Origin of the sequence: Delftia tsuruhatensis NBRC 16741 (assembly GCF_001571325.1) — a bacterium.
GTDB classification, from domain to species: Bacteria; Pseudomonadota; Gammaproteobacteria; order Burkholderiales; family Burkholderiaceae_C; genus Comamonas; species Comamonas tsuruhatensis.
On sequence record NZ_BCTO01000044.1, the window covers coordinates 1 to 25,654 of the forward strand.

General features: G+C 67.6%; 26 protein-coding genes, 1 tRNA gene and 1 pseudogene. 21 read left to right on the plus strand and 7 right to left on the minus strand.

What is annotated here, in order from left to right; all coding sequences use genetic code 11:
• Positions 1-350: 350 nt before the first annotated feature.
• From DTS01S_RS20665 to DTS01S_RS20710, 10 genes and pseudogenes are all read left to right on the plus strand, one after another.
• Positions 351-1,082 carry a TorF family putative porin gene (locus DTS01S_RS20665; RefSeq protein WP_016448601.1) on the plus strand — a complete coding sequence of 244 codons (732 nt, stop codon included), beginning with the start codon at positions 351-353 and terminating at the stop codon, positions 1,080-1,082.
• 23 nt (positions 1,083-1,105) lie between these two features.
• On the plus strand, positions 1,106-1,444 hold the full coding sequence (locus tag DTS01S_RS20670; RefSeq protein WP_012202241.1) for a P-II family nitrogen regulator: 339 nt from the start codon (positions 1,106-1,108) through the stop codon (positions 1,442-1,444).
• Positions 1,445-1,475: 31 nt separating this feature from the next.
• Positions 1,476-2,849, plus strand: a complete 1,374-nt coding sequence (amt, locus tag DTS01S_RS20675) for an ammonium transporter (protein ID WP_026062912.1) — start codon at positions 1,476-1,478, stop codon at positions 2,847-2,849.
• 197 nt (positions 2,850-3,046) lie between these two features.
• A pseudogene (locus DTS01S_RS20680) lies at positions 3,047-3,418 on the plus strand (type II toxin-antitoxin system RelE/ParE family toxin).
• Entirely contained in the window at positions 3,411-3,722 is a 312-nt protein-coding gene (locus DTS01S_RS20685) for a helix-turn-helix domain-containing protein (RefSeq protein WP_016448598.1), read from the plus strand. The pseudogene DTS01S_RS20680 and the gene DTS01S_RS20685 overlap by 8 nt, the downstream one beginning before the upstream one ends.
• A gap of 136 nt (positions 3,723-3,858) precedes the next feature.
• On the plus strand, positions 3,859-4,998 hold the full coding sequence (gene glcE / locus DTS01S_RS20690; protein WP_061288634.1) for a glycolate oxidase subunit GlcE: 1,140 nt from the start codon (positions 3,859-3,861) through the stop codon (positions 4,996-4,998).
• 25 nt (positions 4,999-5,023) lie between these two features.
• Entirely contained in the window at positions 5,024-5,806 is a 783-nt protein-coding gene (locus DTS01S_RS20695) for a YoaK family protein (RefSeq protein WP_016448596.1), read from the plus strand.
• Between the two features lie 61 nt (positions 5,807-5,867).
• Complete coding sequence (gene glcF / locus DTS01S_RS20700; protein ID WP_061288636.1) at positions 5,868-7,118, plus strand: glycolate oxidase subunit GlcF; 1,251 nt, start codon at positions 5,868-5,870, stop codon at positions 7,116-7,118.
• Between the two features lie 84 nt (positions 7,119-7,202).
• Positions 7,203-8,069: a ProQ/FinO family protein gene (locus DTS01S_RS20705; protein ID WP_017407489.1), complete on the plus strand. Its 867-nt coding sequence runs from the start codon at positions 7,203-7,205 to the stop codon at positions 8,067-8,069.
• Positions 8,070-8,378: 309 nt separating this feature from the next.
• A complete protein-coding gene (locus DTS01S_RS20710; protein WP_016448593.1) occupies positions 8,379-8,897 on the plus strand; it encodes an AmiS/UreI family transporter in 519 nt (172 codons plus the stop codon).
• 27 nt (positions 8,898-8,924) lie between these two features.
• On the opposite strand, the gene DTS01S_RS20715 is transcribed toward DTS01S_RS20710, so the two are convergent.
• Both DTS01S_RS20715 and lplT read right to left on the minus strand, forming a co-directional pair.
• Positions 8,925-9,824 (minus strand): DMT family transporter, encoded by a 900-nt coding sequence (locus DTS01S_RS20715; RefSeq protein ID WP_061288637.1) that lies wholly within the window; start codon positions 9,822-9,824, stop codon positions 8,925-8,927.
• 63 nt (positions 9,825-9,887) lie between these two features.
• Positions 9,888-11,189, minus strand: a complete 1,302-nt coding sequence (gene lplT / locus DTS01S_RS20720; protein WP_016448591.1) for a lysophospholipid transporter LplT — start codon at positions 11,187-11,189, stop codon at positions 9,888-9,890.
• 134 nt (positions 11,190-11,323) lie between these two features.
• Between lplT and alr the strand changes: the two genes are divergently transcribed.
• A complete protein-coding gene (gene alr / locus DTS01S_RS20725) occupies positions 11,324-12,427 on the plus strand; it encodes an alanine racemase (RefSeq protein ID WP_016448590.1) in 1,104 nt (367 codons plus the stop codon).
• Here alr and DTS01S_RS20730 read toward each other — a convergent pair whose 3' ends face one another.
• Entirely contained in the window at positions 12,428-12,868 is a 441-nt protein-coding gene (locus DTS01S_RS20730) for a MarR family winged helix-turn-helix transcriptional regulator (RefSeq protein ID WP_016448589.1), read from the minus strand.
• Between the two features lie 96 nt (positions 12,869-12,964).
• Here DTS01S_RS20730 and DTS01S_RS20735 point away from each other — a divergent pair, with 96 nt between their 5' ends.
• Positions 12,965-13,780: a siderophore-interacting protein gene (locus DTS01S_RS20735; protein ID WP_016448588.1), complete on the plus strand. Its 816-nt coding sequence runs from the start codon at positions 12,965-12,967 to the stop codon at positions 13,778-13,780.
• 68 nt (positions 13,781-13,848) lie between these two features.
• Here the strand turns inward: DTS01S_RS20735 and DTS01S_RS20740 are convergent.
• A tRNA-Met gene (locus DTS01S_RS20740) sits at positions 13,849-13,925 on the minus strand.
• 142 nt (positions 13,926-14,067) lie between these two features.
• On the opposite strand from DTS01S_RS20740, the gene radA reads away from it, so the two are divergent.
• From radA to DTS01S_RS20760, 4 genes are all read left to right on the plus strand, one after another.
• A complete protein-coding gene (gene radA / locus DTS01S_RS20745; RefSeq protein ID WP_016448587.1) occupies positions 14,068-15,453 on the plus strand; it encodes a DNA repair protein RadA in 1,386 nt (461 codons plus the stop codon).
• Positions 15,454-15,536: 83 nt separating this feature from the next.
• Positions 15,537-15,983, plus strand: a complete 447-nt coding sequence (locus DTS01S_RS20750) for a hypothetical protein (RefSeq protein ID WP_016448586.1) — start codon at positions 15,537-15,539, stop codon at positions 15,981-15,983.
• A 44-nt stretch (positions 15,984-16,027) separates the two neighbouring features.
• Positions 16,028-16,966: a branched-chain amino acid transaminase gene (locus DTS01S_RS20755; RefSeq protein WP_016448585.1), complete on the plus strand. Its 939-nt coding sequence runs from the start codon at positions 16,028-16,030 to the stop codon at positions 16,964-16,966.
• A 122-nt stretch (positions 16,967-17,088) separates the two neighbouring features.
• A complete protein-coding gene (locus tag DTS01S_RS20760) occupies positions 17,089-17,298 on the plus strand; it encodes a zinc-finger domain-containing protein (RefSeq protein WP_012202256.1) in 210 nt (69 codons plus the stop codon).
• A 31-nt stretch (positions 17,299-17,329) separates the two neighbouring features.
• Here DTS01S_RS20760 and DTS01S_RS20765 read toward each other — a convergent pair whose 3' ends face one another.
• Complete coding sequence (locus tag DTS01S_RS20765) at positions 17,330-18,190, minus strand: glycosyltransferase family 32 protein (protein WP_061288639.1); 861 nt, start codon at positions 18,188-18,190, stop codon at positions 17,330-17,332.
• A gap of 130 nt (positions 18,191-18,320) precedes the next feature.
• Between DTS01S_RS20765 and DTS01S_RS20770 the strand changes: the two genes are divergently transcribed.
• Genes DTS01S_RS20770 through DTS01S_RS20785 form a run of 4 tightly spaced genes read left to right on the plus strand, consistent with a single transcriptional unit; the run spans position 18,321 to position 22,682 of the window.
• Positions 18,321-19,589 (plus strand): O-antigen ligase family protein, encoded by a 1,269-nt coding sequence (locus DTS01S_RS20770; protein ID WP_047468084.1) that lies wholly within the window; start codon positions 18,321-18,323, stop codon positions 19,587-19,589.
• Positions 19,586-20,707 carry a glycosyltransferase gene (locus tag DTS01S_RS20775; protein ID WP_013800191.1) on the plus strand — a complete coding sequence of 374 codons (1,122 nt, stop codon included), beginning with the start codon at positions 19,586-19,588 and terminating at the stop codon, positions 20,705-20,707. The genes DTS01S_RS20770 and DTS01S_RS20775 overlap by 4 nt, the downstream gene beginning before the upstream one ends.
• Positions 20,704-21,732: a glycosyltransferase family 2 protein gene (locus DTS01S_RS20780; RefSeq protein ID WP_061288641.1), complete on the plus strand. Its 1,029-nt coding sequence runs from the start codon at positions 20,704-20,706 to the stop codon at positions 21,730-21,732. Before DTS01S_RS20775 ends, DTS01S_RS20780 begins: the two co-directional genes overlap by 4 nt.
• Positions 21,729-22,682 (plus strand): glycosyltransferase family 32 protein, encoded by a 954-nt coding sequence (locus DTS01S_RS20785; protein ID WP_061288643.1) that lies wholly within the window; start codon positions 21,729-21,731, stop codon positions 22,680-22,682. Before DTS01S_RS20780 ends, DTS01S_RS20785 begins: the two co-directional genes overlap by 4 nt.
• Before the next feature lie 22 nt (positions 22,683-22,704).
• On the opposite strand, the gene DTS01S_RS20790 is transcribed toward DTS01S_RS20785, so the two are convergent.
• Positions 22,705-23,124: a hypothetical protein gene (locus DTS01S_RS20790; RefSeq protein WP_061288645.1), complete on the minus strand. Its 420-nt coding sequence runs from the start codon at positions 23,122-23,124 to the stop codon at positions 22,705-22,707.
• Positions 23,096-24,484 carry an MFS transporter gene (locus DTS01S_RS20795; RefSeq protein WP_061288647.1) on the minus strand — a complete coding sequence of 463 codons (1,389 nt, stop codon included), beginning with the start codon at positions 24,482-24,484 and terminating at the stop codon, positions 23,096-23,098. Before DTS01S_RS20795 ends, DTS01S_RS20790 begins: the two co-directional genes overlap by 29 nt.
• A gap of 89 nt (positions 24,485-24,573) precedes the next feature.
• On the opposite strand from DTS01S_RS20795, the gene DTS01S_RS20800 reads away from it, so the two are divergent.
• On the plus strand, positions 24,574-25,485 hold the full coding sequence (locus tag DTS01S_RS20800; RefSeq protein ID WP_061288649.1) for a LysR family transcriptional regulator: 912 nt from the start codon (positions 24,574-24,576) through the stop codon (positions 25,483-25,485).
• Positions 25,486-25,654 lie beyond the last annotated feature (169 nt).

Sequence of the window (25,654 nt, forward strand, 5' to 3'; positions counted from 1 at the left end):
CAATTTCCCATCTTGGATACAGGCATGTATTTGAATGGCAGGCTATCCAATCAGGCATGTTCCAGAATCAGGCAATCCAGACTTGGCTGATCATGTGCTGTGGCAGGCGACCTGGGAATGCGCTGTACTGGGCATGAAAGCATTTGCACTTTTTTGGTGCATTTTTGGTGAGATACCATGTGAGCGACCGCTATCACCGTAACGGTGCAGAACTTCTGCACAAAGCCGGTGCATGGGAGGATGCTGCGGTGCTGCATTGGTAGGTCGGAAGGCGCCCCACCCAGCAGAAAAGACTGGCACGGTCCGTGCTTAACCCGGTTGTCACGAAATTTTTCAAACCGGAGGATCCCATGTCCCGTGCCAGCCTCAAGTCGCTCGCCATCGCCTGTGTCGCCATCGCTCCGCTCTGGGCCCACGCCCAGCTCACGGCCAATGTGTCCCTGACGACGAACTACAAGTTCCGCGGACAGGACCAGGACACGGGACGCAACAAGGCCGTCAAGCCTGCCCTGCAAGGCGGCTTCGACTACACCTTCGGCGACAGCGGCTGGTACATCGGCAACTGGAACTCCAGCGTGGACTGGCTGCCGGGCAACTCCCTGGAAACCGACTTCTACGGTGGCTACAAGTTCAAGGCCGGCGAGGTGGACCTGGACTTCGGGGCCCTGCAATACCTGTACTCGGGCAACTCCAGTGGCAACACCACCGAGCTGTATGGCGCGGCCACGTACGGCCCGTTCACGGCCAAGTATTCGCACACCGTATCCAAGGACTACTTCGGCTGGGCGGGCGAGAAAGCCGGCTCGGGCCTGTCGGGCCGCAATACCGGCTACCTGTGGCTGGGCTTCAGCAAGGAAGTCATGCCCAAGGTGACCGTGAAGGCCTCGCTGGGCTTCACGCGCTTTGCCAGCGACATCAAGGGCCTGGGCGTGCCCAACTATATGGACTACAGCGTGGGCGGTGCCTACGATTTCGGCGACGGCGTGTCGCTGGGCGCGGCCGTCACGGGTGCGAACAAGAAGTCTTACTTTGGTGACGTCAACAAGGCCCGCCTGATCGTGACGCTGACCAAGACCCTGTAACCGGACCTGAGGAGCTAAGCATCATGAAACTGGTGACCGCCATCATCAAGCCCTTCAAGCTGGACGAGGTGCGCGAGGCGCTCTCCGACATCGGCGTGCAGGGCATCACCGTGACCGAAGTCAAGGGCTTCGGCCGCCAAAAGGGCCATACCGAGCTGTACCGCGGCGCGGAATACGTGGTCGATTTCCTGCCCAAGCTGCGCCTGGAGGCCGCCGTGCCCGACGCGCTGGTGGACCAGGTGATCGATGCCATCGAGGCCGCTGCGCGCACCGGCAAGATCGGTGACGGCAAGATCTTCGTGCTGCCCATCGAGCAGGCCGTCCGCATCCGTACCGGCGAGACCGGCGACAGCGCACTGTGAGTTTCAACCCCACGTTTCCCGAAAGACTGCCATGACCAAACGACTTCTTTCCATGGGCCTGGGGCTGGGCCTGCTGGCCGCAGGCGCCGCTGCCCTGGCACAGGAGCCCGCCGCCGCTGCAGCCGTTGCCGATGCGGCCGCTGCAGCAGCCCCCGCCGCCGCGGCCGCAGCCGAGGCGCCGGCCCCCGCGCTCAGCGCCGGTGACACGGCCTGGATGCTGACCTCGACCATGCTGGTGATCCTGATGGTGATCCCGGGCCTGGCACTGTTCTACGGCGGCCTGGTGCGCACCAAGAACATGCTGTCCGTGCTGTGCCAGGTGTTCGTGATCTTCTCGCTGATCACGCTGCTGTGGGCCGTCTACGGCTACTCGCTGACCTTTGCGGGCGAAGGCAACTTCTTCGGCGGCTTCGGCAAGATCTTCCTCAAGGGCATTGCGCCCGACACGCTGGCCGGTGCACTGCCGACCATTCCCGAGTACGTGTTCGTGGCCTTCCAGTCCACGTTCGCCGCCATCACCGTGGCCCTGATCGTCGGCGCCTTCGCCGAGCGCATCAAGTTCTCTGCCGTGATCCTGTTCTCGGTGCTGTGGTTCACCTTCAGCTACATCCCCATGGCCCACATGGTCTGGGGCGGCGGCCTGCTGGGCAAGGACGGCGCGCTGGACTTCGCAGGCGGCACCGTGGTGCACATCAACGCCGGTATCGCCGGACTGGTGGGTTCCTACATGCTGGGCAAGCGCATTGGCTTCGGCCGTGAGGCCCTGCCTCCGCACAGCCTGACGCTGACCATGGTCGGTGCCTCGCTGCTGTGGGTGGGCTGGTTCGGCTTCAACGCCGGCTCGGCAGGTGCTGCCAACGGCATCGCCGGCCTGGCCTTCATCAACACCATCGTCGCCACGGGCGCCGCCACCATCTCCTGGCTGGCCGCTGAAGCCCTGCACAAGGGCAAGGCCTCGATGCTGGGTGCTGCCTCGGGCGCCGTGGGCGGCCTGGTGGTCATCACCCCGGCGGCCGGCCTCGTGGGCCCCATGGGCGCCATCGTCATGGGCCTGATCGCCGGTCCCGTCTGCCTGTGGGGTGTGTCCGGCCTCAAGAAGCTGCTCAAGGTCGATGACGTCTGCGACGTGTTCGGCGTGCACGGCGTGGGCGGCATCCTGGGTGCCATCCTGACCGGCGTGTTCTGCGCCTCCAGCCTGGGCGGCATCGAGCCGGCAAACTTCAACATGGGCCATCAAGTGTGGGTGCAGGTCAAGAGCGTGCTGCTGACCATCGTCTGGTCCGGTGTGGTGGCTGGCATCTCCTACAAGATCTGCGACTTGGTCGTCGGCCTGCGCGTCAGCGAAGAGTCCGAGCGCCAGGGCCTGGACATCACCACGCACGGCGAGGTGGCGTACTACCGCTGATCGGTTTACAGGGAGTTCATTGCGGATTGGCCTCGGTGCTTGCACCGGGGCCTTTTTTCATTGCCGCGCCGCAAACGCCCTTCAGCGGCTGAGGAAATCAGGAGGCCTGCTGCACGCCAACCGCCTTATGGTGAGTTCCGTTATAAGACGGATCTTTGGCCTATATGCCATTGACGGAATATATTCTGGAGGGAATAATGACCCAGCCCTGGGAGGTGGAGTAAACCGACGAGCTTGGCGACTGGTGGGCCGATCTGACGCAGGCCGAGCAGGAGTCCATCGATGCATCGGTTCGATTGCTGGAGGCAAGAGGGCCGAATCTCGGATATCCCCATACGTCCGGCATCGAGCGTTCAAGGCACCCGCACATGCGCGAGCTTCGCGTGCAGCACGAAGGCCGGCCCTATCGGCTGCTGTACGCATTTGATCCGCGCCGCTGTGCCATCTTGCTGATCGGCGGCGACAAGACGGGCGATGGCCGCTGGTATGAGGTGCATGTACCCATCGCCGACCGCTTGTACGACACGCACATCGAGACCCTGAAAAGAGAAGGACGGATCCATGGCTAGGAAATTCAACGAACTGCGCGCCGGCATGTCGCCCGAGGCACAGTCCCGTGCTGCGGCACGGGCCGAGGCCATGCTTGTGGAAATGCAGTTGCAGGAGCTGCGCAAGGCCCGCAACGTGACCCAGGTCGAAGTGGCCAGGGCCATGAGCGTGGAGCAGGCTGCCGTCTCCAAGCTGGAGCGCCGCGAGGACATGTACGTGAGCACGCTGCGCGAGTACGTCAAGGCCCTGGGCGGCGAGCTGAAGCTGGTGGCCTCCTTTCCCGACGCCGACATCCAGGTCCATCCTTTCGAGCCGGCACGATGAAGGCCGCAGGCGGCTGATTCGACTTGCGCCTTTGCCTTTTCGTCCCGGCTGTTTTGCGCCGCCCGCAGAACTTCAAGCGCGCCGTTCAAAAAATTCACGGGTCCGCACCGAGGCGCAAAAGGGCCCAGCCGCTACCATGCAGGCCATGGATTCAGCCCAAAGCCAACTCATCCAGATCGCCGAGCGCGTGCGCGCCGCGGCGGCCGACGCCACGCCGCTGCGCATACGCGGCGGCGGCACCAAGGATTTCCACGGACTGGCCCTGCAGGGCGAACTGCTGGACACGCGGACGCTGGCCGGCGTGGTCAGCTACGAGCCCAGCGAGCTGGTCGTGACCGTGCGCGCCGGCACGCCGCTGGCCGAGGTCGAGGCCCTGCTGGCCGCCCAGGGCCAGTGCCTGGCCTTCGAGCCTCCGCATTTCGAGGGTGCGGATGGCCGCGCCACCGTGGGCGGCATGGTGGCCGCCGGCCTGTCGGGCCCCTCGCGCGCCAGCGTGGGCGCCGTGCGCGACTTCATGCTGGGGCTGGAGATGATCAACGGCCAGGGCGAGCTGCTGCGCTATGGCGGCCAGGTCATGAAGAACGTGGCGGGCTACGACGTCTCGCGGCTGATGGCGGGCTCCTGGGGCGCGCTGGGCCTGATCACCGAGGTCAGCCTCAAGGTGCTGCCCGTGGCGCCGGCCGAGGCCACGCTGCGCTTCGAATGCACGCAGCAGCAGGCGTTGGACTGGCTCAATGCCTGGGGCGGACAGCCGCTGCCGCTCAATGCCAGTTGCTGGCTGCAGGAAGACAGCGCGGCCCAGGGCGTGCTGTACCTGCGCCTGCGCGGTGCGCGTGCCGCCGTGCAGGCGGCCTGCGGGCGCCTGGGGGGCGAGCGCATGCACAGCGCTGCGGCCGACTGGCAGGCCTGCCGGGAGCACCAGCTGCCCTGGTTCACCGCACGCGCACCGGGCCATGCGCTGTGGCGCCTGTCCGTGCCGCAGACGGCTCCGGCCCTGGCGCTGCCTGACGGCTGCACGGAGCCCCTGGTCGAATGGCACGGCGCACTGCGCTGGGTACAGGCGCCGCGTGCGCTGGGCCATGCGCTTCGCGCGCTGGCAAAAGCAGCGGGCGGATCGGCCACCTTGTTCCGCTCCGAGGCAACGGGGCAGCCCGGCGCCGAGCCCGATTTCGACGCCCAGGCGGCCGATGCCACGGCCGCGCTGCATGCGCGGCTCAAGCAGGCCTTCGATCCTGCGGGCATCTTCAACCGCGGCCGGCTGGCCGCCGCCTGGTAGGCCGGGCCAACGCCTGGCTCCGCCCATGCGCATGCGCCACCACCTGCACCTGCTCACGGACCGGCACCGCACGGTGGCCAGCAACCGCACGCTGGGCCTGCTGCTGGCCTTCAACGCGGGTGCGGTGAATGCGGGCGGCTTTTTGCTGGTGCACTCCTATACCTCGCACATGACGGGCTTTGTCTCGCTGCTGGCCGACAACCTCGTGCTGGGCAATACGGCGCTGGTGCTCAGTGCCTGCGGCGCGCTGCTGGCCTTTCTGTGCGGCGCGGCCGCGACGTCGCTGCTGGTCAACTGGGCGCGCCACCACCGGCTGCGCAGCAGCTATGCGCTGCCGCTGCTGCTGGAAGCCGCGCTGATGCTGCTCTTCGGCTTGCTGGGCGCGGCCATGCTGGCCTGGCCCACGCCGTTCGCCGTGCCGCTGGCCGTGCTGCTGCTGTCCTTCATCATGGGATTGCAGAACGCCACGGTGACCAAGATGTCGTCCTCGCAGATCCGCACCACACACATGACGGGCGTGATCACCGACCTGGGCATGGAGCTGGGTCGAGCCCTCTACTGGAACCGCCATGGCAGCCCGCCCGAGCACCGGGTCCACGCCAACCATGTGCGGCTGCGGCTGTTCGCAGGGCTGCTGTCCATGTTCCTGCTGGGCGGCATTGCGGGCGCGCTGGGTTTCAGGCACCTGGGCTTCGTCTTCGTCGTGCCGCTGGCCGTGGTGCTGTGCCTGCTGTCCCTGCCGCCGCTGTGGGCCGACCGTGCGCGGTTGCCCCTGCTGCTGGGCCGGCGAGCCGCGCCTCGCGCATGACCGCCGTGTCCGGCTGCCGTGCCTGACCGTTCCCCGATACCCATACAACAAGAGCCCCACCATGCAGACCCAACTCGCACCCCAGTACCGCGCCACGCCCGAGGGCCAGGAGGCCGAAGCCATTTTGCGCAAGTGCGTGCACTGCGGCTTTTGCACGGCCACCTGCCCGACCTACCAATTGCTGGGCGACGAGCTGGACGGGCCGCGTGGCCGCATCTACCTGATCAAGCAGGTGCTGGAGGGCGAGACCCCCACGCGCGCCACCCAGCAGCATCTGGACCGCTGCCTGACCTGCCGCAACTGCGAAAGCACCTGCCCCAGTGGCGTGCAGTACGGCCACCTGGTGGACATAGGCCGCAAGATCGTCGAGGAACAGGTGCCGCGCCCCTTCGGCGAGCGCGCCAGGCGCTGGGCGCTCAAGGAGGGGCTGAACTCGCCGCTGTTCGCCCCGGCCCTGAAGCTGGGACAGGCCGTGCGCGGCCTGCTGCCCGAAGTCCTGGCCGAGAAAGTGCCCCAGCCGCAGGATGCCGGCGCCTGGCCCGTGCGCGAGCATGCGCGCAAGGTGCTGCTGCTGGCCGGCTGCGTGCAGCCCGCGATGATGCCGCGCATCAACTACGCCACGGCGCGCGTGCTGGATGCGGCCGGCATACAGACCGTGATCGCTCCCAACGCCGGCTGCTGCGGTGCCGTGAAATTCCACCTCAACGACCAGGAAGGCGGCAAGGCGCAAATGCGCGCCAACATCGACGCCTGGTGGCCCCAGGTGGACAGCGGCGCGGTGGAGGCCATTGTCATGAATGCCTCGGGCTGCGGCGTCACCGTCAAGGAATACGGCCACCTGCTCAAGGACGATGCGCAGTACGCGGACAAGGCCGCGCGCATCAGCGCCCTCACGCGCGACCTGAGCGAGCTGCTGCCTGAGCTCCTGCCCGAGCTGGCCGAGCGCCTGCACGGCAGGGTGCGCGCGCCGGCCGCGCCCATGGCCTACCACCCGCCCTGCACGCTGCAGCACGGGCAAAAGCTGCGCGGCGGCGTGGAAACCCATCTGGCCAGGCTGGGCTTCGAGCTGCGCGTGGCGCGCACCGAGTCGCACCTGTGCTGCGGCTCGGCGGGAACCTACTCGGTGCTGCAGCCCGAACTCTCGCACCAGCTGCGCGACCGCAAGATCGGCGCACTGACCGAAGGCTTCGATACCCGGCGGCCTGCAGCCATCCTCTCGGCCAACATGGGCTGCATCGTCCACCTGCAAAACGGAACGGACGTGCCGGTGCGCCACTGGATCGAGGTGCTGGACGAGGCCCTGCCGGCCTGATGCCACCCGGGCAACACCCGCGCATCTGTGCCGCATGCGCGACGCCGTGGGGACTATGCCCGCGCAAGCCTTTGCAATGCTGGCATGATGCGGGGTTTCGTTTTCTCCAAGCCCATGTGCTCCGCCATGACTGAATCCGTGTCTGAACCGCAAGAACAGAACGCCGCGCTGCCGGCGGACGCCGCTGCCGGCACCGTGCCGCAGGCTGCCGCCAGCGCCGATGGCCAGGGCCGCAAGCGCTCGCGCCGCGGCGGACGTGGCCGCAACAAGGGCAAGGCCTCCGAGCCCGCCGCCGACGCCACAACCGACGCGGCCGGCAGTGCCGAGGCTCCCGCATCCAGGCCTGTGCGCACCCAGCACCCGCTGCTGGCGCAACTGGCCCAATGGCATCCGAACCTGTTCGGCGAGCAGCCCCTGCCGCTCAAGCGCGGCATCTTCGAGGACCTGCTGGCCGCCCATCCCGAAGCCATCGACCGCGACCAGCTCAAGCTGGCCCTGTCCCAGCACACACGTTCCAGCCGCTACCTCACCGTGGTGGCCAGCGGCCAGGCGCGCCATGACCTGCAGGGCCAATCGGTCGAGCCCATGGCGCCCGAGCATGTGCACCATGCGCTGATCGAGGTCTTTCGCCGCCGCCAGCACCGCTCGCCCGAGGACCTGGCGCCCAAGCTGCGCAACCGCATCATCGCCGCCTACGAGGCCTCGGGCCTGTCCCGCGACGACTATGCGGCGCGCGTGCAGGGCCGTGACGAGGCCACCAACGCCCTGGTGGCCGAGGCCCTGGCCGAAGCCGATGCGCGTTCTGCACGAGACGAAGCTCTGCTGCGCGCCTTCGAGGCCAGCGGCCAGACCTCCGAAGCCGGCTTTGCCGACATGTACGGCATGAACCCGCGCCAGGTGGCGCAGCAGCTGGAACGCGCCCGCCGTCGCCTGCAGACGCAGGCGGCCTGAGGTACCAAGGACCGGAGCCAAGGACCGGCGCCAAAGACCGGCAGCACCGCCTGCCGGCACACTCCACCGCCGCGTGCCCGGCAAGGGCCGCGCCGGTGCACCTGCCCTGGATCACAGGCGGCATCTCTGCAGCGGACCCTTCCGCCAGCACGCAGATGCCCACCAGGGGCGGGCCCGGGGATGAACTGTTTCACGGACGCCGCTGCACCCGGCCACGGGGCGGCGGCGCCTTGCCGTGCGCGCTCGTTCCCGTGGTCTGGCAAGGGCGCGCAAGGCACTTCAAAGCAAAAAAGCAAAAGGAGACTTGCGATGTGGCTGGGTTTGTCGTTGTTCTACGTGGGCGCCGTGCTGTGCCTGAATGGCCTGTGGATGCTGGGGCGCATTGCCGACCGGGAGATCTGGGTCATCAACGTGTTCGCGGGCCTGGTCTCGCTGATCATCGGCCTGGCCTCGGCCTTCGGGCCCGAGCCTGATGCGGCCTCTGTCAAGACCGGCGCGCTCACCCTGCTGTTCGCCTTCACCTACCTGTGGGTGGCCATCAACCGCTTCACGGGGGCCGATGGCCGGGGCCTGGGCTGGTTCAGCCTCTTCGTGGCGATCACGGCCGTGCCGGTGGCCATCGATTCGCTGATCGGCGCCCGCACTGCCATCGACTGGTGGATGGCCGCCAACTGGGCGGCCTGGGCCGTGCTGTGGGCCATGTTCTTCATGCTGCTGGCCCTGGGCCGCAACATCGGCCGCATGACGGGCACGCTGTGCATTGCGCAGGGCGTGCTCACGGGCTGGCTGCCGGGCTACCTGCTGCTGGCCGGGCAGCTCACGGGCTGATTGCGCAGCGTTGGTGCGGGCAGGGCGTCAAGCCCCACGCTGTCGTGCATGCGCCAGCGCAGACAGCAGCGCGGCCGCGATGATGCAGGCGCCGCCGAGCAGCGTGCGCGGCGTCAGCACCTCGCCTGCAATCAGCACCGAGGAGACGCTGGCGAACACCACTTCGGCCAGCATGACCACGGCCGTCACGCCGGCCGGCAGGCGCGCGGCGCCGAACTGCAGCGCCCAGTTGCCCAGCATCAGCAGCACGGCCAGGCCGGCGGCGATCAGCATCCAGCCGGCCTGCGGAGCCGGCAGCGGCGGCACCAGGCCCACGCTGCTGCCTGCAAAGGCGCTGAACAGGCCCATCGCCATGCAGCCGCTGAACATGGCCAGCATGCGCGCCTGCGCCGGCACGGCCTGCAGGCGGCGCAGCAGCACGTTGGTCAGCGCGAAGGTGAAGCCACCGAACAGTGCCAGGCCGTCGGCCAGCGACAGGCCGCGCAGCAGCCCGGGCGAGCCGCCGCTGAATGTGCCCTCGGGCACCAGCACCAGCGCCACCCCGCCGAAGGCCAGCAGCAGCCGCGTCAGCGCAGCGGGCGTGGGCCGCTCGCCCAGGAGCCTCCAGGCCAGCAGCACCGACCATGCGGGCATCAGATAGAACAGCAGCACCACGCGCACCACGTCGCCAATGGTCACGGCCCAGTTGAAGGCGATGTTGTTGCTGCCCGCGCAGGCGCCCAGCAGGATCAGGGCCGGGTACTGCAGCGCCTGGCGCAGGCTGGCCGGGCGCAGCGCCACCAGCCCCGCCAGCACCAGGGCATACATCAGCGCCGTGGCCCACAGCGGATGCAGGCCGGCCTCGTGCATGGCGCGGAACGGCCACCAGGCCAGGCCCCAGACCAGGGTGTTGAACAGCAGGGCGAGAACGGGCAGCGGGCTATGCATGGGGCAATGAAAAACGCCCGGGCAGGCAAGGCCTGCTCCGGACGCCGTGGGGACAAGGGCAGGCTAGTGGCAATCCTTGCGGGCAATCGCCAGCAGGCGCTCGACTTCCTCGGGATGCTGGCGCAGGTTGTTCCTGTGCCAGCGTCCGATCAGCCACATGATGCCGGCCACCACCAGGCCGAACACCGTGATGGCACCAAAGGCCGACAGCCCGAACTTGGTGGACAGCGCATAGAAGGCGCCCAGCGCCAGGATGCAGGCCTGCTCGTTGAAGTTCTGCACGGCAATCGAGCGGCCCGCGCCCATGAGGTTGTGGCCGCGGTGCTGCAGCAGCGCATTCATGGGCACGACCAGGAAGCCGCCCAGGCCGCCCAGCAGGATCAGGAAGGGAATGGCCACCCACACGCTGTGGATGAAGATCATGGCGATCACCAGCAGGCCCATGGTGATGCCCAGCGGAATGACGCGCGTGGCGTTGTCCAGCCGCATGCGCATGGATGCGAGGATGGCGCCTGCCGCCGTGCCGATGGCCACCACGCCCACCAGGGCCGATGCCTGGGAGGTGCCGTAGCCCAGGGCCGCCGCGCCCCAGGCCAGCACGATGTAGCGCAGATTGCCCGACACGCCCCAGAACAGCGTGGTCGTGGACAGCGAGATCTGGCCCAGCTTGTCCCCCCACAGCCGCTGGCTGCAGGTCCAGAAGTCGGGCAGCAGGGCCAGGGTGTTGGCCAGCAGGCTCTTGCTGGGGTCCTGGCGCAGCGGGCGCAGGATGGTGTCGGTCAGCGGAATGCGCAGGTTGAACCAGGCGGCCAGCGCATAGACGCCGACCAGCACGGCAATCGCCGCCTCGGCCGCAGTGTCCACGCCCGTGTCCAGCAGCGGCAGGTCGAAGTCCAGCAGATGGGTCGAGATGCCCGGGCTCAGCAACTGCCCGCCCACGAGCACGCCCAGGATGATGGAGGTGATGGTCAGCCCCTCGATCCAGCCATTGGCCTTGACCAGCTGGGAGGCGGGCAGCAGCTCGGTGAGGATGCCGTACTTGGCGGGCGAGTAGGCCGCTGCGCCCAGGCCGACCACAGCGTAGGCGATCAGCGGATGGTTGCCGAACAGCATCATCAGGCAGCCCACGATCTTGATCGCATTGCTGATGAACATCACCCGCCCCTTGGGCAGGGCGTCGGCAAAGGCGCCGACGAAGGGGGCCAGGATCACGTAGAACAGCGCGAACATGGGCACCAGGGCGGCGCGCTGCCACTCGGGGGCGCCATTGGTGCGCAGCAGTTCCACGGCGGTCACGAACAGGGCGTTGTCTGCCAGCGAGCTGAAGAACTGCGCTGACATGATGGTGTAGAAACCGCGCTTCATGGATAGGCAGATGGGGTCAGCCGCAGGGCTGCTGACCGGTTAAATAAGGGCCCCGTGGCAAGTGACTGGCGGTTATATCACGCGGCCTTTGGCCGGCAGTGCCAGAATCCCAAGCTTCTGACTGAGTGAAAACCATGCCGCGTCCCATTCTTGCCACCATCCATTCCGCCGCGCTTCGCCACAATCTGGAGCGGGTGCGGCAAGCGGTCCCCGATGCCAAATTGTGGGCCGTGGTCAAAGCCAACGCCTATGGCCACGGTATCGAAAACGTGTTCGAGGCCCTGCGCGGCGCCGACGGCTTCGCCATGCTGGACCTGGCCGAGGCCGAGCGCGTGCGCCAGCTGGGCTGGCGCGGCCCCATCCTGCTGCTGGAGGGCGTGTTCGAGCCGCGCGACCTGGAGCTTTGCTCGCGCCTGTCCATCTGGCATGCCGTGCATTGCGACGCCCAGATCGACTGGCTGGCCGCGCACAAGACGCAGAACGGCCACCGCGTCTTCCTCAAGATGAACTCCGGCATGAACCGCCTTGGCTTCACGCCCGAGCGCTTTCGCGCGGCCTGGGCCCGGCTCAATGCCTTGCCCCAGGTGGAGGAAATCTCGTTCATGACCCACTTCAGCGATGCCGACGCAGGCGCTGGCCAGTCGGGCATCTCCGCGCAGTTGCAGCGCTTTCACGACGCCACGTGCGACCTGCCCGGCGAGCGCAGCGTGGGCAACAGTGCCGCCACGCTGCGCCATGGCGACGATGCCCAGGTGCGCTGCGACTGGGTGCGGCCCGGCATCGTGCTGTACGGCAGCTCGCCCGACTATCCGCAGCACACGGCGGCCCATTGGGGCCTGCAGCCCACGCAGACCCTGAGCTCGCGCATCATCGGCGTGCAGCAGCTGGCTGCGGGGCAGAGCGTGGGCTATGGATCGCGCTTCACGGCCGAAGCTCCCGTGCGCCTGGGCACCGTGGCCTGCGGCTATGCCGACGGCTATCCGCGCCACTGCGGCACCGGCACGCCCGTGCTGGTCGACGGCGTGCGCACCCGCACCCTGGGCCGCGTGAGCATGGACATGCTGGCCGTGGACCTGACGCCCGTGCCCGATGCCGGCATGGGCAGCGAAGTCACGCTGTGGGGCCGCGCCGGCAACGGCGCCGTGCTGCCCATCGACGAGGTGGCCGAGGCGGCCGGCACGCTGGGCTATGAACTCATGTGCGCCGTCGCGCCGCGCGTGAATAAGACCGTCGATTGATCAGGGCGCGGCCTGGACGCTGTCCCTGGCCCGCTCCAGCAGCGCCATCATCTGCTGTTGCGCGGCAGGCTCCCAATCCTTGAGCAGCCGCGCCGCCAGCGCCTGGCGCGACTGGCGCAGCCGGTCGAACAGGGCCTGGCCCTGGGGGCTGAGGCTCAGGCAGCGCACGCGGCGGTCGCGGGCGTCCGGTTCGCGGTCCAGCCATCCCTGCTCCTGCAGCTGCGCCAGCATGCGCGCGAGCTGGGCCTTGTCCATGTGGCTGTGGTCGACCAGATCCCTTTGCGTGCGGCCCGGGTGCCGGCCCACGTACATCAGAACGCGCACCTCGTTGGGCGTCAGCCCGGGCTCCATGGACTCCATGTCCTCGCGCATGCGCGAGCGGAACAGGTGCAGCAGCTCGTGCATGGCCTCGAAGATATCGGCGGGCAGGGAGGCATTCATGGCAGGGTCTTGTGGAAATATGTTGACAAAGTCAACGGATGACAGAGAATTGGTGGACTAAATCAACATTCTAGGCCGTCACAGGCCGTTTCGCCAATGAACTTGCCCAATCCAGCCAACTCTGCCGTGGCGCCTGCCCCCGTCGTCCACCGTGTCCGCCATCCCTTCCGCGCCCGCCATGTGCAATTGCTCTCGCGCGAGCAGCCCAGCCCCGGCTTTGTGCGCCTGACCCTGGGCGGACCCGAACTGGAGGACTTCGTCAGCTCGGGCTTTGACGACCACGTCAAGCTCATCCTGCCGCAGGCCGGGCGCGAACTGCCCGCGCTTCCCGTGCTGCTCGATGGCCGCCCCACCTTCGTGGAGGACGAGCGCCCCACCTTGCGCGACTACACGCCGCTGCGCTACGACGCTGCGCGCCAGAACCTCATCATGGATTTCGCACTGCACGATGCCGGCCCCGCCACCGAATGGGCGCTGACCGCGCCCCTGGGCCAGTGGGTGGGCCTGGCCGGGCCGCGCGGCAGCCTGGTGATCTCGGCCAACCTGCCATGGCATTGGCTGTTCGGCGACGAGACCGCCATGCCCGCCATCGAGCGGCGCCTGGCCGAGCTGCCCGCCGGCAGCCGCGCCGTGGTGCGCGTGCAGCTGCGCAACCCTGCCGACCGCCGCCAGTGGAAGAGCACGGCCCAGCTGGACTGTGCCTGGGTCGAATCGCTGGCCGACGCCGTGCAGGCGCTGGAGCTTCCCCAGGACGACGACGGATATATCTGGGCGGCGGGCGAGCACAGCGCCATGGCCGAGCTGCGGCGCCTGCTGCTGGCCAAGGGCGCCGCGCCCAAGCGCATGCGCGTGGCCTCGTACTGGAAGCAGGGCCAGGCAGACCACCATGAAGACCTAAACGATCCCAGCTGACCTGCGTGGAGAAAAGCAAGAAAGGCACAGACGAAAAAAAGCCCACCGAAGTGGGCTTTTTTTCGTGGTGGTTGCGCGAGAAGGATTTGAACCTCCGACCTTTGGGTTATGAGCCCAACGAGCTACCAGACTGCTCCATCGCGCGGTAATTCCGCAGTAATTTCGTTTCGCCGCATTTTGTGCAGCGAAGAAGGCAACTATAACCGATATCTCTTTGTCACGCAACTGCGTTAGACAACAGGCAGGCGGGCGGGGCGGCAGCCACCGCTCGGTATAGTGCCCAACCCATGGCCAAAGACAAAACCACGTTCATCTGCAATGCCTGCGGCGGCTCCAGCCCGCGCTGGCTGGGCAAGTGCCCGGCCTGCGGGGCCTGGAATTCGCTGATCGAGGCCGTTGCCGAGCCTGCGGGCGCGGGCAAGAACCGGCTCAGCCAGCCGCAGGGCTATGCGGGCCTGGCCAATGCCCAGGCCGTGATGCCGCTGTCGGCCATCGAGGCCCAGGACGTGGCGCGCACGCCCAGCGGCATCGAGGAGCTGGACCGCGTGCTGGGTGGCGGCATTGTCGAAGGCGGCGTGGTGCTGATTGGTGGCGACCCCGGCATCGGCAAGTCCACCCTGCTGCTGCAGGCCATGGATGCGCTGCACCGCGTGGGCTTGCCCACGCTGTATGTCACGGGCGAGGAAAGCGGTGCCCAGGTCGCGCTGCGCTCGCGCCGCCTGGGGCTGGAGGCCAGCCAGGTCAATGTGCTGGCCGAGATCCAGCTGGAGAAGATCCTCGCCACCATGGAGGCCACGCAGCCGGCCGTGGTCGTCATCGACTCCATTCAGACCGTGTACTCGGACCAGCTGTCCTCGGCGCCGGGCTCGGTGGCCCAGGTGCGCGAATGCGCGGCCCACCTCACGCGCGCGGCCAAGACCACGGGCATCACCGTGATCCTGGTCGGCCATGTGACCAAGGAAGGCGCCCTGGCCGGCCCGCGCGTGCTGGAGCACATGGTGGACACCGTGCTCTACTTCGAGGGCGACACGCACAGCAACTTCCGCCTGGTGCGCGCCATCAAGAATCGCTTTGGCGCCGTCAACGAGATCGGCGTCTTCGCCATGACGGAGAAGGGCCTCAAGGGCGTCACCAACCCCAGCGCCATCTTCCTGTCCCAGCACAGCGAGCCCGTGCCGGGCTCCTGCGTGCTGGTCACGCTGGAGGGCACGCGGCCCATGCTGGTGGAAATACAGGCCCTGGTCGACCAGGGCGGCCCCGCGCCCCGGCGCCTGTCCGTGGGCCTGGACCGGGACCGGCTGGCCATGCTGCTGGCCGTGCTCAGCCGCCATGCGGGCGTGGCCTGCGCGGACCAGGATGTCTTCGTCAACGCCGTGGGCGGCGTGCGCATCAGCGAGCCTGCGGCCGACCTGGCCGTGATGCTGTCCATCACCTCCAGCCTGCGCGGCCGCGCCCTGCCCAAGGGATTCCTGGCCTTTGGCGAAGTGGGCCTGGCCGGCGAAGTGCGCCCCGCGCCGCGCGGCCAGGAGCGCCTGAAGGAAGCCGCCAAGCTCGGCTTCACCATGGCCGTGGTGCCCAAGGCCAATGCGCCCAAGAAGGCTATCCCCGGCCTGACCGTGCATGCCGTGGAGCGCGTGGACGAAGCCATGAACATCGTCCGAGGGATGGGCTGAGGCACTGCCTTGCCGAGCGCATTGCGGGGGCATACGCACTGTCCGCAGCGGTCCTGCGGCGCCTCCATAAGACAATCGGCGCCATGAATTTGCGCAATATCCTGATTCCCCTGGGTCTGCTCGTACTGCTGGTGGCTGCGCACCAGTCCTATGGCTGGATGGGCGTGGTTGCCGTGGGCGGCGGCATCATGATGTGGCTGCTGCTGCATTTCACGCGGCTGATGTCCATCATGAAGAAGGCCTCGGACCGTCCCATGGGCTATGTGGGCAGCGCCGTGATGCTCAACGTCAAGCTCAAGCCCAAGGTCTCGCTGATGCACGTGGTGGCCATGACGCGCTCCCTGGGCGAGCGCCTGTCCGAAGACGGCCAGCATCCCGAGATCTACCGCTGGACCGACGGCACGCAATCCCATGTGACCTGCGAGTTCATGCATGGCCGGCTCGTGAAGTGGACCCTGGTGCGCCCCACGCCCGAACCCGAACCGCAACCCGAGACGGTGGCGGCCCCCGAGGCAGCCCCCGCGCCCTAAAATAGCGGGTTGGTGTTCTGTTCAATACCCCCAAGGATGTTTCTATGAGCCCCGTTGTTCCCTCGATGGCCGATCGTGACGGCAAGATCTGGATGGATGGACAGCTGGTGGACTGGCGCGATGCCAAGATCCACGTGCTGACCCACACGCTGCACTACGGCTGCGGCGCATTCGAGGGCGTTCGGGCCTACAAGACCGAACAGGGGCCGGCCATCTTCCGCCTGGAAGACCACACCAAGCGACTGTTCAACAGCGCCAAGATCCTGCGCATGCAGATCCCGTTCACCCAGGAAGCGGTGAACCAGGCCCAGGTGGAGGTCGTGCGTGCCAACCAGCTGGAATCGTGCTACCTGCGCCCGCTGACCTGGATCGGCGACCGCAAGCTGGGCGTCTCGCCCAAGGGCAACACCATCCACCTGATGGTGGCTGCCTGGGCCTGGGGCGCCTACCTGGGCGAGGAAGGCATGCAGCGCGGCATCCGCGTGAAGATCTCCAGCTTCACGCGCCACCATGTGAACATCACCATGAGCCAGGCCAAGGCGGTGAGCAACTACACCAACTCCATCCTGGCCAACACCGAGGCGCTGGACGACGGCTACGACGAGGCCATCCTGCTGGACGCCTCGGGCTTCGTCTCCGAAGGCTCGGGCGAGAACATCTTCGTCATCAAGGACGGCGTGGTCTACACGCCCGACCTGTCGGCCGGCGCGCTCAACGGCATCACGCGCAATACCGTGATGCACATCTGCAAGGACCTCGGCCTGGAGGTGGTGCAAAAGCGCATCACGCGCGACGAGCTGTACATCGCCGATGAAGTCTTCTTCACCGGCACGGCCGCCGAAGTCACGCCCATCCGCGAGGTGGACCGCATCGAGATCGGCGCGGGCAGCCGCGGCCCCCTCACCGAAAAGATCCAGCAGGCCTTCTTTGACATCGTCAACGGCCGCAACCCCAAGTACGCCCATTGGCTGACTCGGGTCTGAAAAAAATGACCCCCCACGCTACCCTTGCTTTGCAAGGTCCACTGCCCCCCGAGGGGGTGCTTTTCATCTTGGGGCGGCCCGGCGATGAAAATGACAGATACCCACGAAAGAGATAAGCAAGCATGACAACGAATGCCACCGTCGAACTGGCGGCCAAGGACCTCAACGCCCAGGGCGGCGTGTTCTGCCCCAGCCCCAAGGCCGACATGAAGCTGTGGAACAGCCATCCCAAGGTCTACCTGGACGTGGCCCACACCGGCGAGGCCAAGTGCCCCTACTGCGGCACGCTGTACCGCTTGAAAGCCGGCGAAGTCTTCGCAGGCGGGCATTGAGCAAAGCGGGCCTCGGCCCGCTTTGCGTGTCTCAGCGCGCCGAAAGCGCGCGGCTCCAGATGCTGTCTGGTGCAGCACCTCCGTGCAAAGCCAGCATGTCCGTGAAATGGCGCCGTTCCCCGCCGCGCAACTTGACGATGGGCGCCGCCACCTGCGGCGCCTTCGCCAGGCACAGCTGGGGGTAGAGCAGGTACCACTTCCAGCGCAGGGCGCGGTGGTAGAAGAAGGCGGTGTCCTCGGCCTTGAACAGCGTGAGCCGGGCATCGGGCAGCCGGCGCATCACCTGCTGGGCCGTCACATGGATCAGAAGGTAATTTGGATCGGGGATGCCCTGCAGCACCTCGGCGGCGTCGGGCCGCGACTGCAGGCGCTGCAGGTAGGCCGCAGGGCCCTCCACGATCAGCGCCTGGTGAAACTCCTTTTGCCATTCCGATACAAAGCGCGAGCCGGCCGGAGCGCAGAATGACCAGCTTTCGATCACGGGGTAGCGCCTGTCCCTGGTGAAGCCCTCAAGGTAGAAGCCGGCCAGCTCGGCAGCGCCTGCGCCGGCGCCCATCCAGTCCAGCGGCGCGGTCAGCAGCGTGGTGGCATCGAACCAGTAGCCGCCGTGGTGCGCCACCAGATACAGGCGCAGCCAGTCCGATTGCTTGGTGGGGTGGAGTTCGGCAAACGCCGCGGGAAGGTCGCCGCAGGCCACGTACTGGCCCAGGCTCTCTGGTGTCACGACGATGACCTGGTGATCCGGGCATTGCCGCCGCCAGCTGTCCACGCACTGCTGGACGAAAGGGTCCAGGCCGGACTGGTTCCAGTACGTCCAGATCGTCTTCGGGATGTCCGCTGCAAGACCATCGGCTGCCGGGGGCGATGGGGGCAGCTGCAACGGCGCGGGCATGGTGTAATCTGCGCCGATTTTGGAAGGGGCTGCCCAGCGATGGAGCAGCCTAAATAAGACCGCAGGAATTTTTTTCATAGCGGATGGAAAGCGGAATGCCCGCATTTTGGGGCAGAAAGTCGCGGTCTTGATGAGATTTGACAAGTCGAAGCTGCCAGGGCTCCTCACGACCCTGGCCGCTGTTCTGGTGCCCGGACTGGCCTTGTGGCTGCGTTCGGGCTATTCCTATGGCGCGGGCCTCATGGCCCTGGGCGCCCTGTGTTTTCTGCCCCGCTGGGTCCGGTACAGGCAGTCGCCTGGCACCTGGCTGCTGGTGGCACTGTTCATGGGCATGGCGGTGATGTGGTACCACCTGTCCGTGCTGGACGGGGGCACCGGGCAGTTCGACCGCCCCGTGAAATTCATCCTGGGCGCGGTCAGCCTGCTGTTCGCCATGTGCTACCCGCCCACGGCGCGGATCTTCCTGTGGGGCATACCGCTGGGCAGCGCAGGCGCGGGCTTCATGGCCCTGTGGCAGGTCTGCGTGCTGGGCATGGAGCGGGCCACGGGCTACACCAATGCCATCCAGTGGGGCAACATGGCCTTGCTGCTGGGCTGCTTCTCCTGCATCTATGCCATGTCCTTCTGGCACCAGCGCTCCCTGCTGTGGCGCCTGCTGGTGCTGGCGGCCGCTGCAATGGGTGCGCTGGCTTCGCTGCTGTCGGGCTCGCGGGGGGGCTGGCTGGCGCTGCTGCCGATGTTCCTCATGCTGATGGTGCTGGTGCGCATGTACCGCCCGCAGTACTTCGGGCGCCTGTTGCTGGGCTGCGCTGCAATCGTGGTGGCGCTGGCCACCGTGATGGCCTTCATACCCCGCGTCAGCGAGCGCGTCGACGAGGTCTACCTGGATGTGAGCAACTACCTTCATGCCGGCAACTCCGACACCTCGCTGGGCACCCGGCTGGAGCAGTACCGGCTGGCCGTGCAGATGATCGGCGAGAAGCCCCTGCTGGGCTGGGGCATGCAGGGCTATGTGGACGAGATGCACCGGCGCGTGGACGCGGGTGACTATGGACGCTCCATCCGCGAATACAACTTCATCCACAACGACTTCCTGGACATCTGGGTCAAGCTCGGCGTGCCGGGCGTGCTGCTGCAGGCGGCACTGTTCATCTCGCTGCTGTGGCTGTTCTGGCCCTCGCGGCGGCGCATGGCGCTGTGGCCTGCGGACAGCACCCCCTGGCGCGAGGCCCTGCTGCTGCGTATCCTGGGCAGCCTGATGCCAGCCATGTACCTGGCGTTCGGCATGTCACAGCAATTTTTCGTGCACAACAGCGGCATCGTCTTCTTCGTCTTCCTCGTGGTGGCCCTGTGGTCATCGCTGCATGGCCTGGAAAGGGCCAGCGGAGCCGTGCGGTGACGGAGCGCGCCACCACCGCCCGGCCCCGGGTGCTGCACTTCGTGACGGGCGGCTTCTCGGGTGCCACCCAGGTGGCGGTGGATCTGGTGTCGGCGCACCGCGCGTCGGGCCGCTTCGACGCCCGGCTGGTGCTGCGGCGCAAGCGCAATACCTCCGATGAACGCGTGCAGAAGCTGCGCGACGGCGGCATCGATGTCGACGTGGTGGCCGGCTGGTCCCATGCCGCCACCGTCTGGCAGCTGCGCCGCATCTGCCTGGACTTCCGGCCGGACATCGTGGTCGCCCATGGGTTCAGCGACCACCTGTGGGGCCGCTTTGCCGCGCTGTGGGCCGGCGTGCCCTGCCTGGTGCATGTGGAACACAACTCGCGCGAGCGCTACACGCGCTGGCGGCTGGCGCAGGCCCTGTGGCTGACCGAGCGCACGGCCGCCATCGTCGGCTGCTCCGAAGGCGTGCGCCAGAGCCTGCAGGACCGTGGATTTCCTGCGGCCAAGCTCATGGCCATCAGCAACGGCATCCGGCCCGAGCCCTATCTGCAGGAGCCGCCCCCCTTGCTGCAGCGCCGCCCGGACATCGTCATGGCCGCGCGCTTTGCGCGGCAAAAGGACCATGCCACCTTGCTGCGCGCGCTGGCCGTGCTGCGCCAGCGCGGCCTCAAGCCCACGCTGACCCTGGCCGGCGGCGGCAAGGCGCGCGCCCAGCAGGCGGCGCAGCGGCTCAGCGCCGAACTGGGCCTGCAGGACCAGGTGCAATTCATCGGCATGTGCAACGACGTGCCCGGCCTGCTGCGCGCGCACCGCGTCTGCGTGCTGTCCACGCACTACGAAGGCATGCCCCTGTCCCTGCTGGAAGGCATGGCGGCGGGCTGCGTGGTGGTGGGCAGCCGCGTGGTGGGCGTGCAGGAAGTGGTGCGGCCCGGCGACAACGGCCTGCTGGCCGCGCACGCCGACCCTGAATCGCTGGCCGACGCCCTGCAGCAGGCGCTGCAGGATGACGAGGCCGCCGTGCGCATGGCCGCCACCGCGCGGCAGGAAGCCCTGTCGCACTACAGCCTGCAGCGCATGACCGGCCAGTACGAAGACCTGTTCGCCCGCCTGCTGCAGGGGGAGCGTCCGTGACCTGGCTCAGCATCCTGGTGCCCGTCTATAACGTGGTGCCCTACTTGGAGGAATGCCTGCAGTCCGTCATGGACCAGGCCGATGCCGGCGTGCAGGTGCTGGTGCTGGATGACTGCTCCACCGATGGCTCCTGGGCCCTGATGCAGCAGCTGGACCAGCGCTGGCCCGGCCGCCTGCAGCTCATGCAGCACGAGCGCAACGCCGGCCTGAGCGCGGCACGCAACACCATGATCGAGGCGGCCACGGGCGACTACCTGTGGTTTTTGGACTCCGACGACAAGCTGCTACCCGGCGCGATTGCCGGGCTGTCGGCCATCGTGAAACAACATGCGCCCGATGCCGTGCTCTGCGACTTCTCCGTCTGGCGCGAGGCCCCGCGCCTCAAGCACCGCCTGCGCGGCGAGGCGCACCGGCACAGCTTCCAGGGTCCTACGCTGCAGCGCTCGCAGGACCGGGGCGCCCTGCTGGCCGGCCTGCTGCGCACGGGCCAGCTGCATGCCTGGTCCAAGATCTCGCGCCGCAGCCTGTGGGATGCCGGCCTGCGCTTTCCTGCAGGCCGCTATTTCGAAGACATGATGACCATGCCGCAGATGGCGCTGCGCTGCAGCAGCTTCTACTACCACCCCCAGCCCTGGGTGGCCTACCGGCAGCGTGCCAACTCCATCCTTGCGTCCATGACGCCTGCCAAGGCCGCAGACCAGTCCGCCGCCCTGTGGCCGCTGGCGCAGGCCGTGCAAGCCCTGGAGGATGATGCGCTGCGCAACGACGGGCGCCTGCACTTCGCCTGGGCGCACCAGGCTGCGCGCAACCTCATCGGCGCCCTGCGCTTTCTCGACCGGCAGCGGGACATGCCGCCTGCGCAGCGGCAGGCACTGGCGCAGCAGTTCCTGGCGGACTTCGGCCGCATCTCCCCGCTGTCCCTGCCGGCCCTGCGCCAGGCCTATGTGCGCAGGGGCTGGGTGCTGCGCGCCTGGAAGCTGCGCCGCTGGGAGCAGTGGGCACGCCAGCAAGGAGCCCCTGCATGAGCGCCCTGAAACTGAAAACCCGGGGCGAGCTGTGGCTGGCGGCCGGCATGCGCCGCTTCTACGCCACCTTCGCACGCCGCCTGGAGCAGGGCCCCGCGCCTGACTTCCGCAGCCACGACATCGGGCCTGCGGCGCCCGTGCCCGTCTCCACGCCCATACCCCGCATCATCTGGGCCTATTGGAACGGCGACTCGGTGCCGCTGCTCATACAGCGCTGCTTTGACAACTGGGCCCGCCTGAACCCCGGCTACAGCCTGCGCATCCTCAACGACGCGCAACTGCCGCAATACGTGCCGCAACTGCCCGGCAACCTGCAGCAGCTGCCCGTGGCCAAGCGCTCGGACTGGCTGCGGCTGGAATTGCTGCACCGCCATGGCGGCATCTGGCTGGACGCCAGCACCATCCTCACCGAGCCGCTGGACTGGCTGCTGGAGCAGCAGCAGCGCAGCGGCGCCGACCTCGTCGCCTACTACCTGGAGCGCTACACCCGCGACCCGCAGGTGCCCGTGGTCGAGAACTGGCTCATGGCCGCGCCCCCGGGCAGCGCCTTCATCGCGGCCCTGCACAAGGAATACGTGGAGCAGGTCCTGCCGCAGACGGGCGAGGCCTATATCGCCCAGCTCCAGCAGGCCGGCGATTACGAACAACTGCGCCAGGGCATCGACATGCCCGCCTACCTGAGCATGCACCTGGCCATGCAGCGCGTGCTGCGCGCCGGTGGCAGCTACCGGCTGCGGCTGGCCAAGGCCGAGGACGGACCCTTCTTCCTGCACGTGCAGGGTAACTGGGGCCGCACCCCGCTCAAGATCCGCCTGATGTTCTCGCGCGCCGAACAGGCGCCCGTGCCGCTGATCAAGCTGCGCGCCCCCGACCGCAAGAAGCTGGACTTCTATCTGGAGCGCGGCCTCTACGTGCCCGGCAGCATCGCCGACCGCTACCTGCGGGGCTGAGCGGCGAGCGCGGACTGGGCCATCAGCCCATTGCCGTCTCATGCAGGTAGTGCCACAGCACCCCTTGGCCCGCACGTTTGAGGATCACGACTGATCGGCGCGAGGTCTCCACGCCGTCCAGGCGATGGGTTTCCAGATAGCGCATGGCCAGGCCGGCCGTGTCCCGCCATACGGGCTGCATGTCGCAGACGCATATCTCCAGCCCTGGCCGCTGGCCGGCCGCGCGCCGGAACATCTGTTCCACATCGTCCAGGCCGACGAGCCTGCCCATGGTGGTCACCATGCTGAACTCCGGGCTGAACTGCGGCATCAGCGCCTGCAGCGCCTCCTGTGCACCCGCTGGTTGGGTGAAGACGGTGTGGATCAGCTCATGCACCTGGTGGATGCTGCGTTCGGCGATGCCGATGTCAATGTCACGGTCGATGGGCTTGTTGTCTTGCATGGTGGTCCTCGGGGGTGTGCAGCGATCGCAGGTGCAGCAGGGGCACAAGCCCTGCCAGCGACGCGATCAGAAACGTCATGTGATAGGCCCGGCCTGCGTCCAGGCGGGTGGCGAGCATGTTGAAAACCATCAGGAAGAACGCGGCGCCCACGCTGAAGGCCATCTGCCGGTTGATGTTCCAGATCACGCTGGCCTGCTGCGTCTGCCGGCCATCGAAGTCCAGCAGCGCCGTCGTCTGCGCGGTATTGGCACCCAGGCCGCCGCCCAGGCCCATCAGCCCGTAGGCGGCCACCAGCAGCCAGGTGTCGGCAGGGGCCGCCACGGCGGCCAGCGCCGCAATGCCCAGGCTGTGCAGCACCATGCTGGCGATGAACAAGGGCCGTGCGCCCGCGCGGTTGTACAGCCGGCCGCCCACCAGCATGGACACCAGGGCGCCGCCTGCGTAGACCATCATGAATCGGCCTGTGGCCTGCGCGCTCAGGTGCAGCATGTCCTGCAGGTAGAAGATGTTGAGCAGGTTCACGCCCGTGAACACGCCGGGAATGGCGTGGTAGACGGCCACCGACATGCGCAGGCGCGGGCTTTTGAGCAGTTGCAGTTCCACAATGGGGTGGGCCGTCTTGCGGGCATGGATGGCATACAGCACCGTGAAGGCCAGGCCCGCCGCCATGCCCAGCCAGGCCAGCGCCAGGCCCTGGCCCGAGCCTTGGCCTGCGCCATAGAGCGACATGCCCAGCAGCCAGGCGGCCAGCGCGGCGCTGACCAGCACCAGGCCCCTGAGGTCGGGCCGCTGCCGGGCCGTGGCCGGTGCATCGCGCACCCACAGCCAGGCCAGGCCTGCGGCGGCCAGGGCCAGCGCAATATTGGAATGGAACACCCAGCGCCAGGAGCCGTGGTCCACGATCATCCCGCCCAGCCAGGGCGAGAGGGCCGGTGCGATCAGCGCCACGGCCATGACCAGCGTGGAGACACGCGCGCGCTCCGGTCCCTGGAACCGGTTGAAGGCCAGGGCCTGGCCCACGGGAATCACCAGGCCGCCCGCCATGCCCTGGATGAATCGCCAGCCCACCAGCTGGCCGAAGCTGCCCGCCTCGCCGCAGGCCCAGGCGGCCAGGGCGAAGGCCAGCATGGAGCCCGCCATCAGCCCGCGCGCGCCCCAGCGGTCGGCCAGCCAGGGGGCGAGGGGAATGGCCAGCGTCAATCCCAGCATGTAGGCATTGGCCACCCAGGCCCCGGCCGAGATGCCCACATGGAACTCGGCCGCAATCGTGGGCAGCGCGACGGCGGGCATGAAGATGTTGATGCAGTCGACGAAGAAACCCATCAGGAAAACGGTGGCCAGGCGGTATCGGTATGTCATCTTGCGCTTTCTGGAGGGGCAAGACTAAAGAGCGCGGGCGGCCACGTCGATGGGGCTATGCTGGACTCTTTGTTTGACTGGATTGAACAATGACCCCCACAAGCACGGCCATGCACACGCTGCTGCACCGCGCGCAGACGTTTCTGGCCGTGGTGGATTTCGGCTCGTACACCAGGGCGGCGGACTTCCTGGGCATCAGCAAGGCCATGGCCAGCCTGCACGTGAAATCGCTGGAAGAGGCGCTGTCGGTGGCCCTGCTGGTGCGCAACACCCGCAGCATCGCCCTGACGGAAACCGGGCGGGAGTTCTACGACGAGTTCAAGGGCATCGTCCGCGACGTGGGCAGCGCCTTCGACAACGCCATGCACAGCGGCAACCGCATCGCGGGCCGGCTGCGCATCAGCACCACCAGCGAATACGGGGAGAAGTACATTCTTCCGCTGATCCCGGCCTTCCTGGAGCGCTACCCGGGCATCTCGGTGGCCTATGACGTCAACTCTTCACTGAGCGACCTGGTGGCCGAAAAGCTGGACCTGGTCGTGCGCCTGGGCCACCTGGCGGACTCCAGCTTCAAAAGCCGCAGGCTGGCCGGCTACGACATCGTGCTGGTGGCCTCGGCCGCCTTCCTGCGCAGCCATCCCGTGCGCAGGCCCGAAGACCTGGCAGACCTGCCCTGGATTGCCAACAGCAACCTCGCCCATCCCACGGCCTGGACGCTGCGCACTGCCGGCGGCCAGGGCGTGGACGTGGTGGGCCGGGCGGCCCACCAATCCAACTCCTCCACCGCCATCCGCGCCCTGGCCCGGTCCTCGCTGGGTGTGGCGGTGCTGCCTGCGTGGTTTGTGGAGGACGACCTGGCCGGCGGCGTGCTGCAGCGCGTGCTGCCGGACCACGCCCTGCCGCCCCAGCCCATCAGCGTGGTCTTTCCCGACAGCAGCCACCTGCCGCGCAAGACCCGCGTGTTCATCGACTTTCTGTGCGAGCACCTGGGCCGGGATTGAGGGCTCGGCTGGCCGGCCGGCCCTGGCCCCGTTAAACTGCCCGCAAGCCGAAAGGCCCGGTGCGTAGAAACACCTTTGAACCAGCGTGCAGCCCCCACCGTAAAGCGGGGCTTTGTCATACCCAATTTCAGGATGTGCGCTTGCGCACGTCCGCAAGTTATGGGGTGTG

Excerpts from the sequence above, each read along its gene's own strand:
- DTS01S_RS20795 (WP_061288647.1), bottom strand. The coding sequence starts at position 24,484 with ATGACATACCGATACCGCCTGGCCACCGTTTTCCTGATGGGTTTCTTC.
- DTS01S_RS20760 (WP_012202256.1), top strand. The coding sequence starts at position 17,089 with ATGACAACGAATGCCACCGTCGAACTGGCGGCCAAGGACCTCAACGCC.
- DTS01S_RS20695 (WP_016448596.1), top strand. The coding sequence starts at position 5,024 with ATGCGCATGCGCCACCACCTGCACCTGCTCACGGACCGGCACCGCACG.
- glcF (WP_061288636.1), top strand. The coding sequence starts at position 5,868 with ATGCAGACCCAACTCGCACCCCAGTACCGCGCCACGCCCGAGGGCCAG.
- DTS01S_RS20685 (WP_016448598.1), top strand. The coding sequence starts at position 3,411 with ATGGCTAGGAAATTCAACGAACTGCGCGCCGGCATGTCGCCCGAGGCA.
- amt (WP_026062912.1), top strand. The coding sequence starts at position 1,476 with ATGACCAAACGACTTCTTTCCATGGGCCTGGGGCTGGGCCTGCTGGCC.
- DTS01S_RS20770 (WP_047468084.1), top strand. The coding sequence starts at position 18,321 with ATGAGATTTGACAAGTCGAAGCTGCCAGGGCTCCTCACGACCCTGGCC.
- DTS01S_RS20710 (WP_016448593.1), top strand. The coding sequence starts at position 8,379 with ATGTGGCTGGGTTTGTCGTTGTTCTACGTGGGCGCCGTGCTGTGCCTG.
- radA (WP_016448587.1), top strand. The coding sequence starts at position 14,068 with ATGGCCAAAGACAAAACCACGTTCATCTGCAATGCCTGCGGCGGCTCC.
- DTS01S_RS20715 (WP_061288637.1), bottom strand. The coding sequence starts at position 9,824 with ATGCATAGCCCGCTGCCCGTTCTCGCCCTGCTGTTCAACACCCTGGTC.
- DTS01S_RS20755 (WP_016448585.1), top strand. The coding sequence starts at position 16,028 with ATGAGCCCCGTTGTTCCCTCGATGGCCGATCGTGACGGCAAGATCTGG.
- glcE (WP_061288634.1), top strand. The coding sequence starts at position 3,859 with ATGCAGGCCATGGATTCAGCCCAAAGCCAACTCATCCAGATCGCCGAG.
- DTS01S_RS20730 (WP_016448589.1), bottom strand. The coding sequence starts at position 12,868 with ATGAATGCCTCCCTGCCCGCCGATATCTTCGAGGCCATGCACGAGCTG.
- lplT (WP_016448591.1), bottom strand. The coding sequence starts at position 11,189 with ATGAAGCGCGGTTTCTACACCATCATGTCAGCGCAGTTCTTCAGCTCG.
- DTS01S_RS20705 (WP_017407489.1), top strand. The coding sequence starts at position 7,203 with ATGATGCGGGGTTTCGTTTTCTCCAAGCCCATGTGCTCCGCCATGACT.
- DTS01S_RS20665 (WP_016448601.1), top strand. The coding sequence starts at position 351 with ATGTCCCGTGCCAGCCTCAAGTCGCTCGCCATCGCCTGTGTCGCCATC.
- DTS01S_RS20790 (WP_061288645.1), bottom strand. The coding sequence starts at position 23,124 with ATGCAAGACAACAAGCCCATCGACCGTGACATTGACATCGGCATCGCC.
- alr (WP_016448590.1), top strand. The coding sequence starts at position 11,324 with ATGCCGCGTCCCATTCTTGCCACCATCCATTCCGCCGCGCTTCGCCAC.
- DTS01S_RS20735 (WP_016448588.1), top strand. The coding sequence starts at position 12,965 with ATGAACTTGCCCAATCCAGCCAACTCTGCCGTGGCGCCTGCCCCCGTC.
- DTS01S_RS20785 (WP_061288643.1), top strand. The coding sequence starts at position 21,729 with ATGAGCGCCCTGAAACTGAAAACCCGGGGCGAGCTGTGGCTGGCGGCC.
- DTS01S_RS20670 (WP_012202241.1), top strand. The coding sequence starts at position 1,106 with ATGAAACTGGTGACCGCCATCATCAAGCCCTTCAAGCTGGACGAGGTG.
- DTS01S_RS20750 (WP_016448586.1), top strand. The coding sequence starts at position 15,537 with ATGAATTTGCGCAATATCCTGATTCCCCTGGGTCTGCTCGTACTGCTG.
- DTS01S_RS20765 (WP_061288639.1), bottom strand. The coding sequence starts at position 18,190 with ATGCCCGCGCCGTTGCAGCTGCCCCCATCGCCCCCGGCAGCCGATGGT.
- DTS01S_RS20800 (WP_061288649.1), top strand. The coding sequence starts at position 24,574 with ATGACCCCCACAAGCACGGCCATGCACACGCTGCTGCACCGCGCGCAG.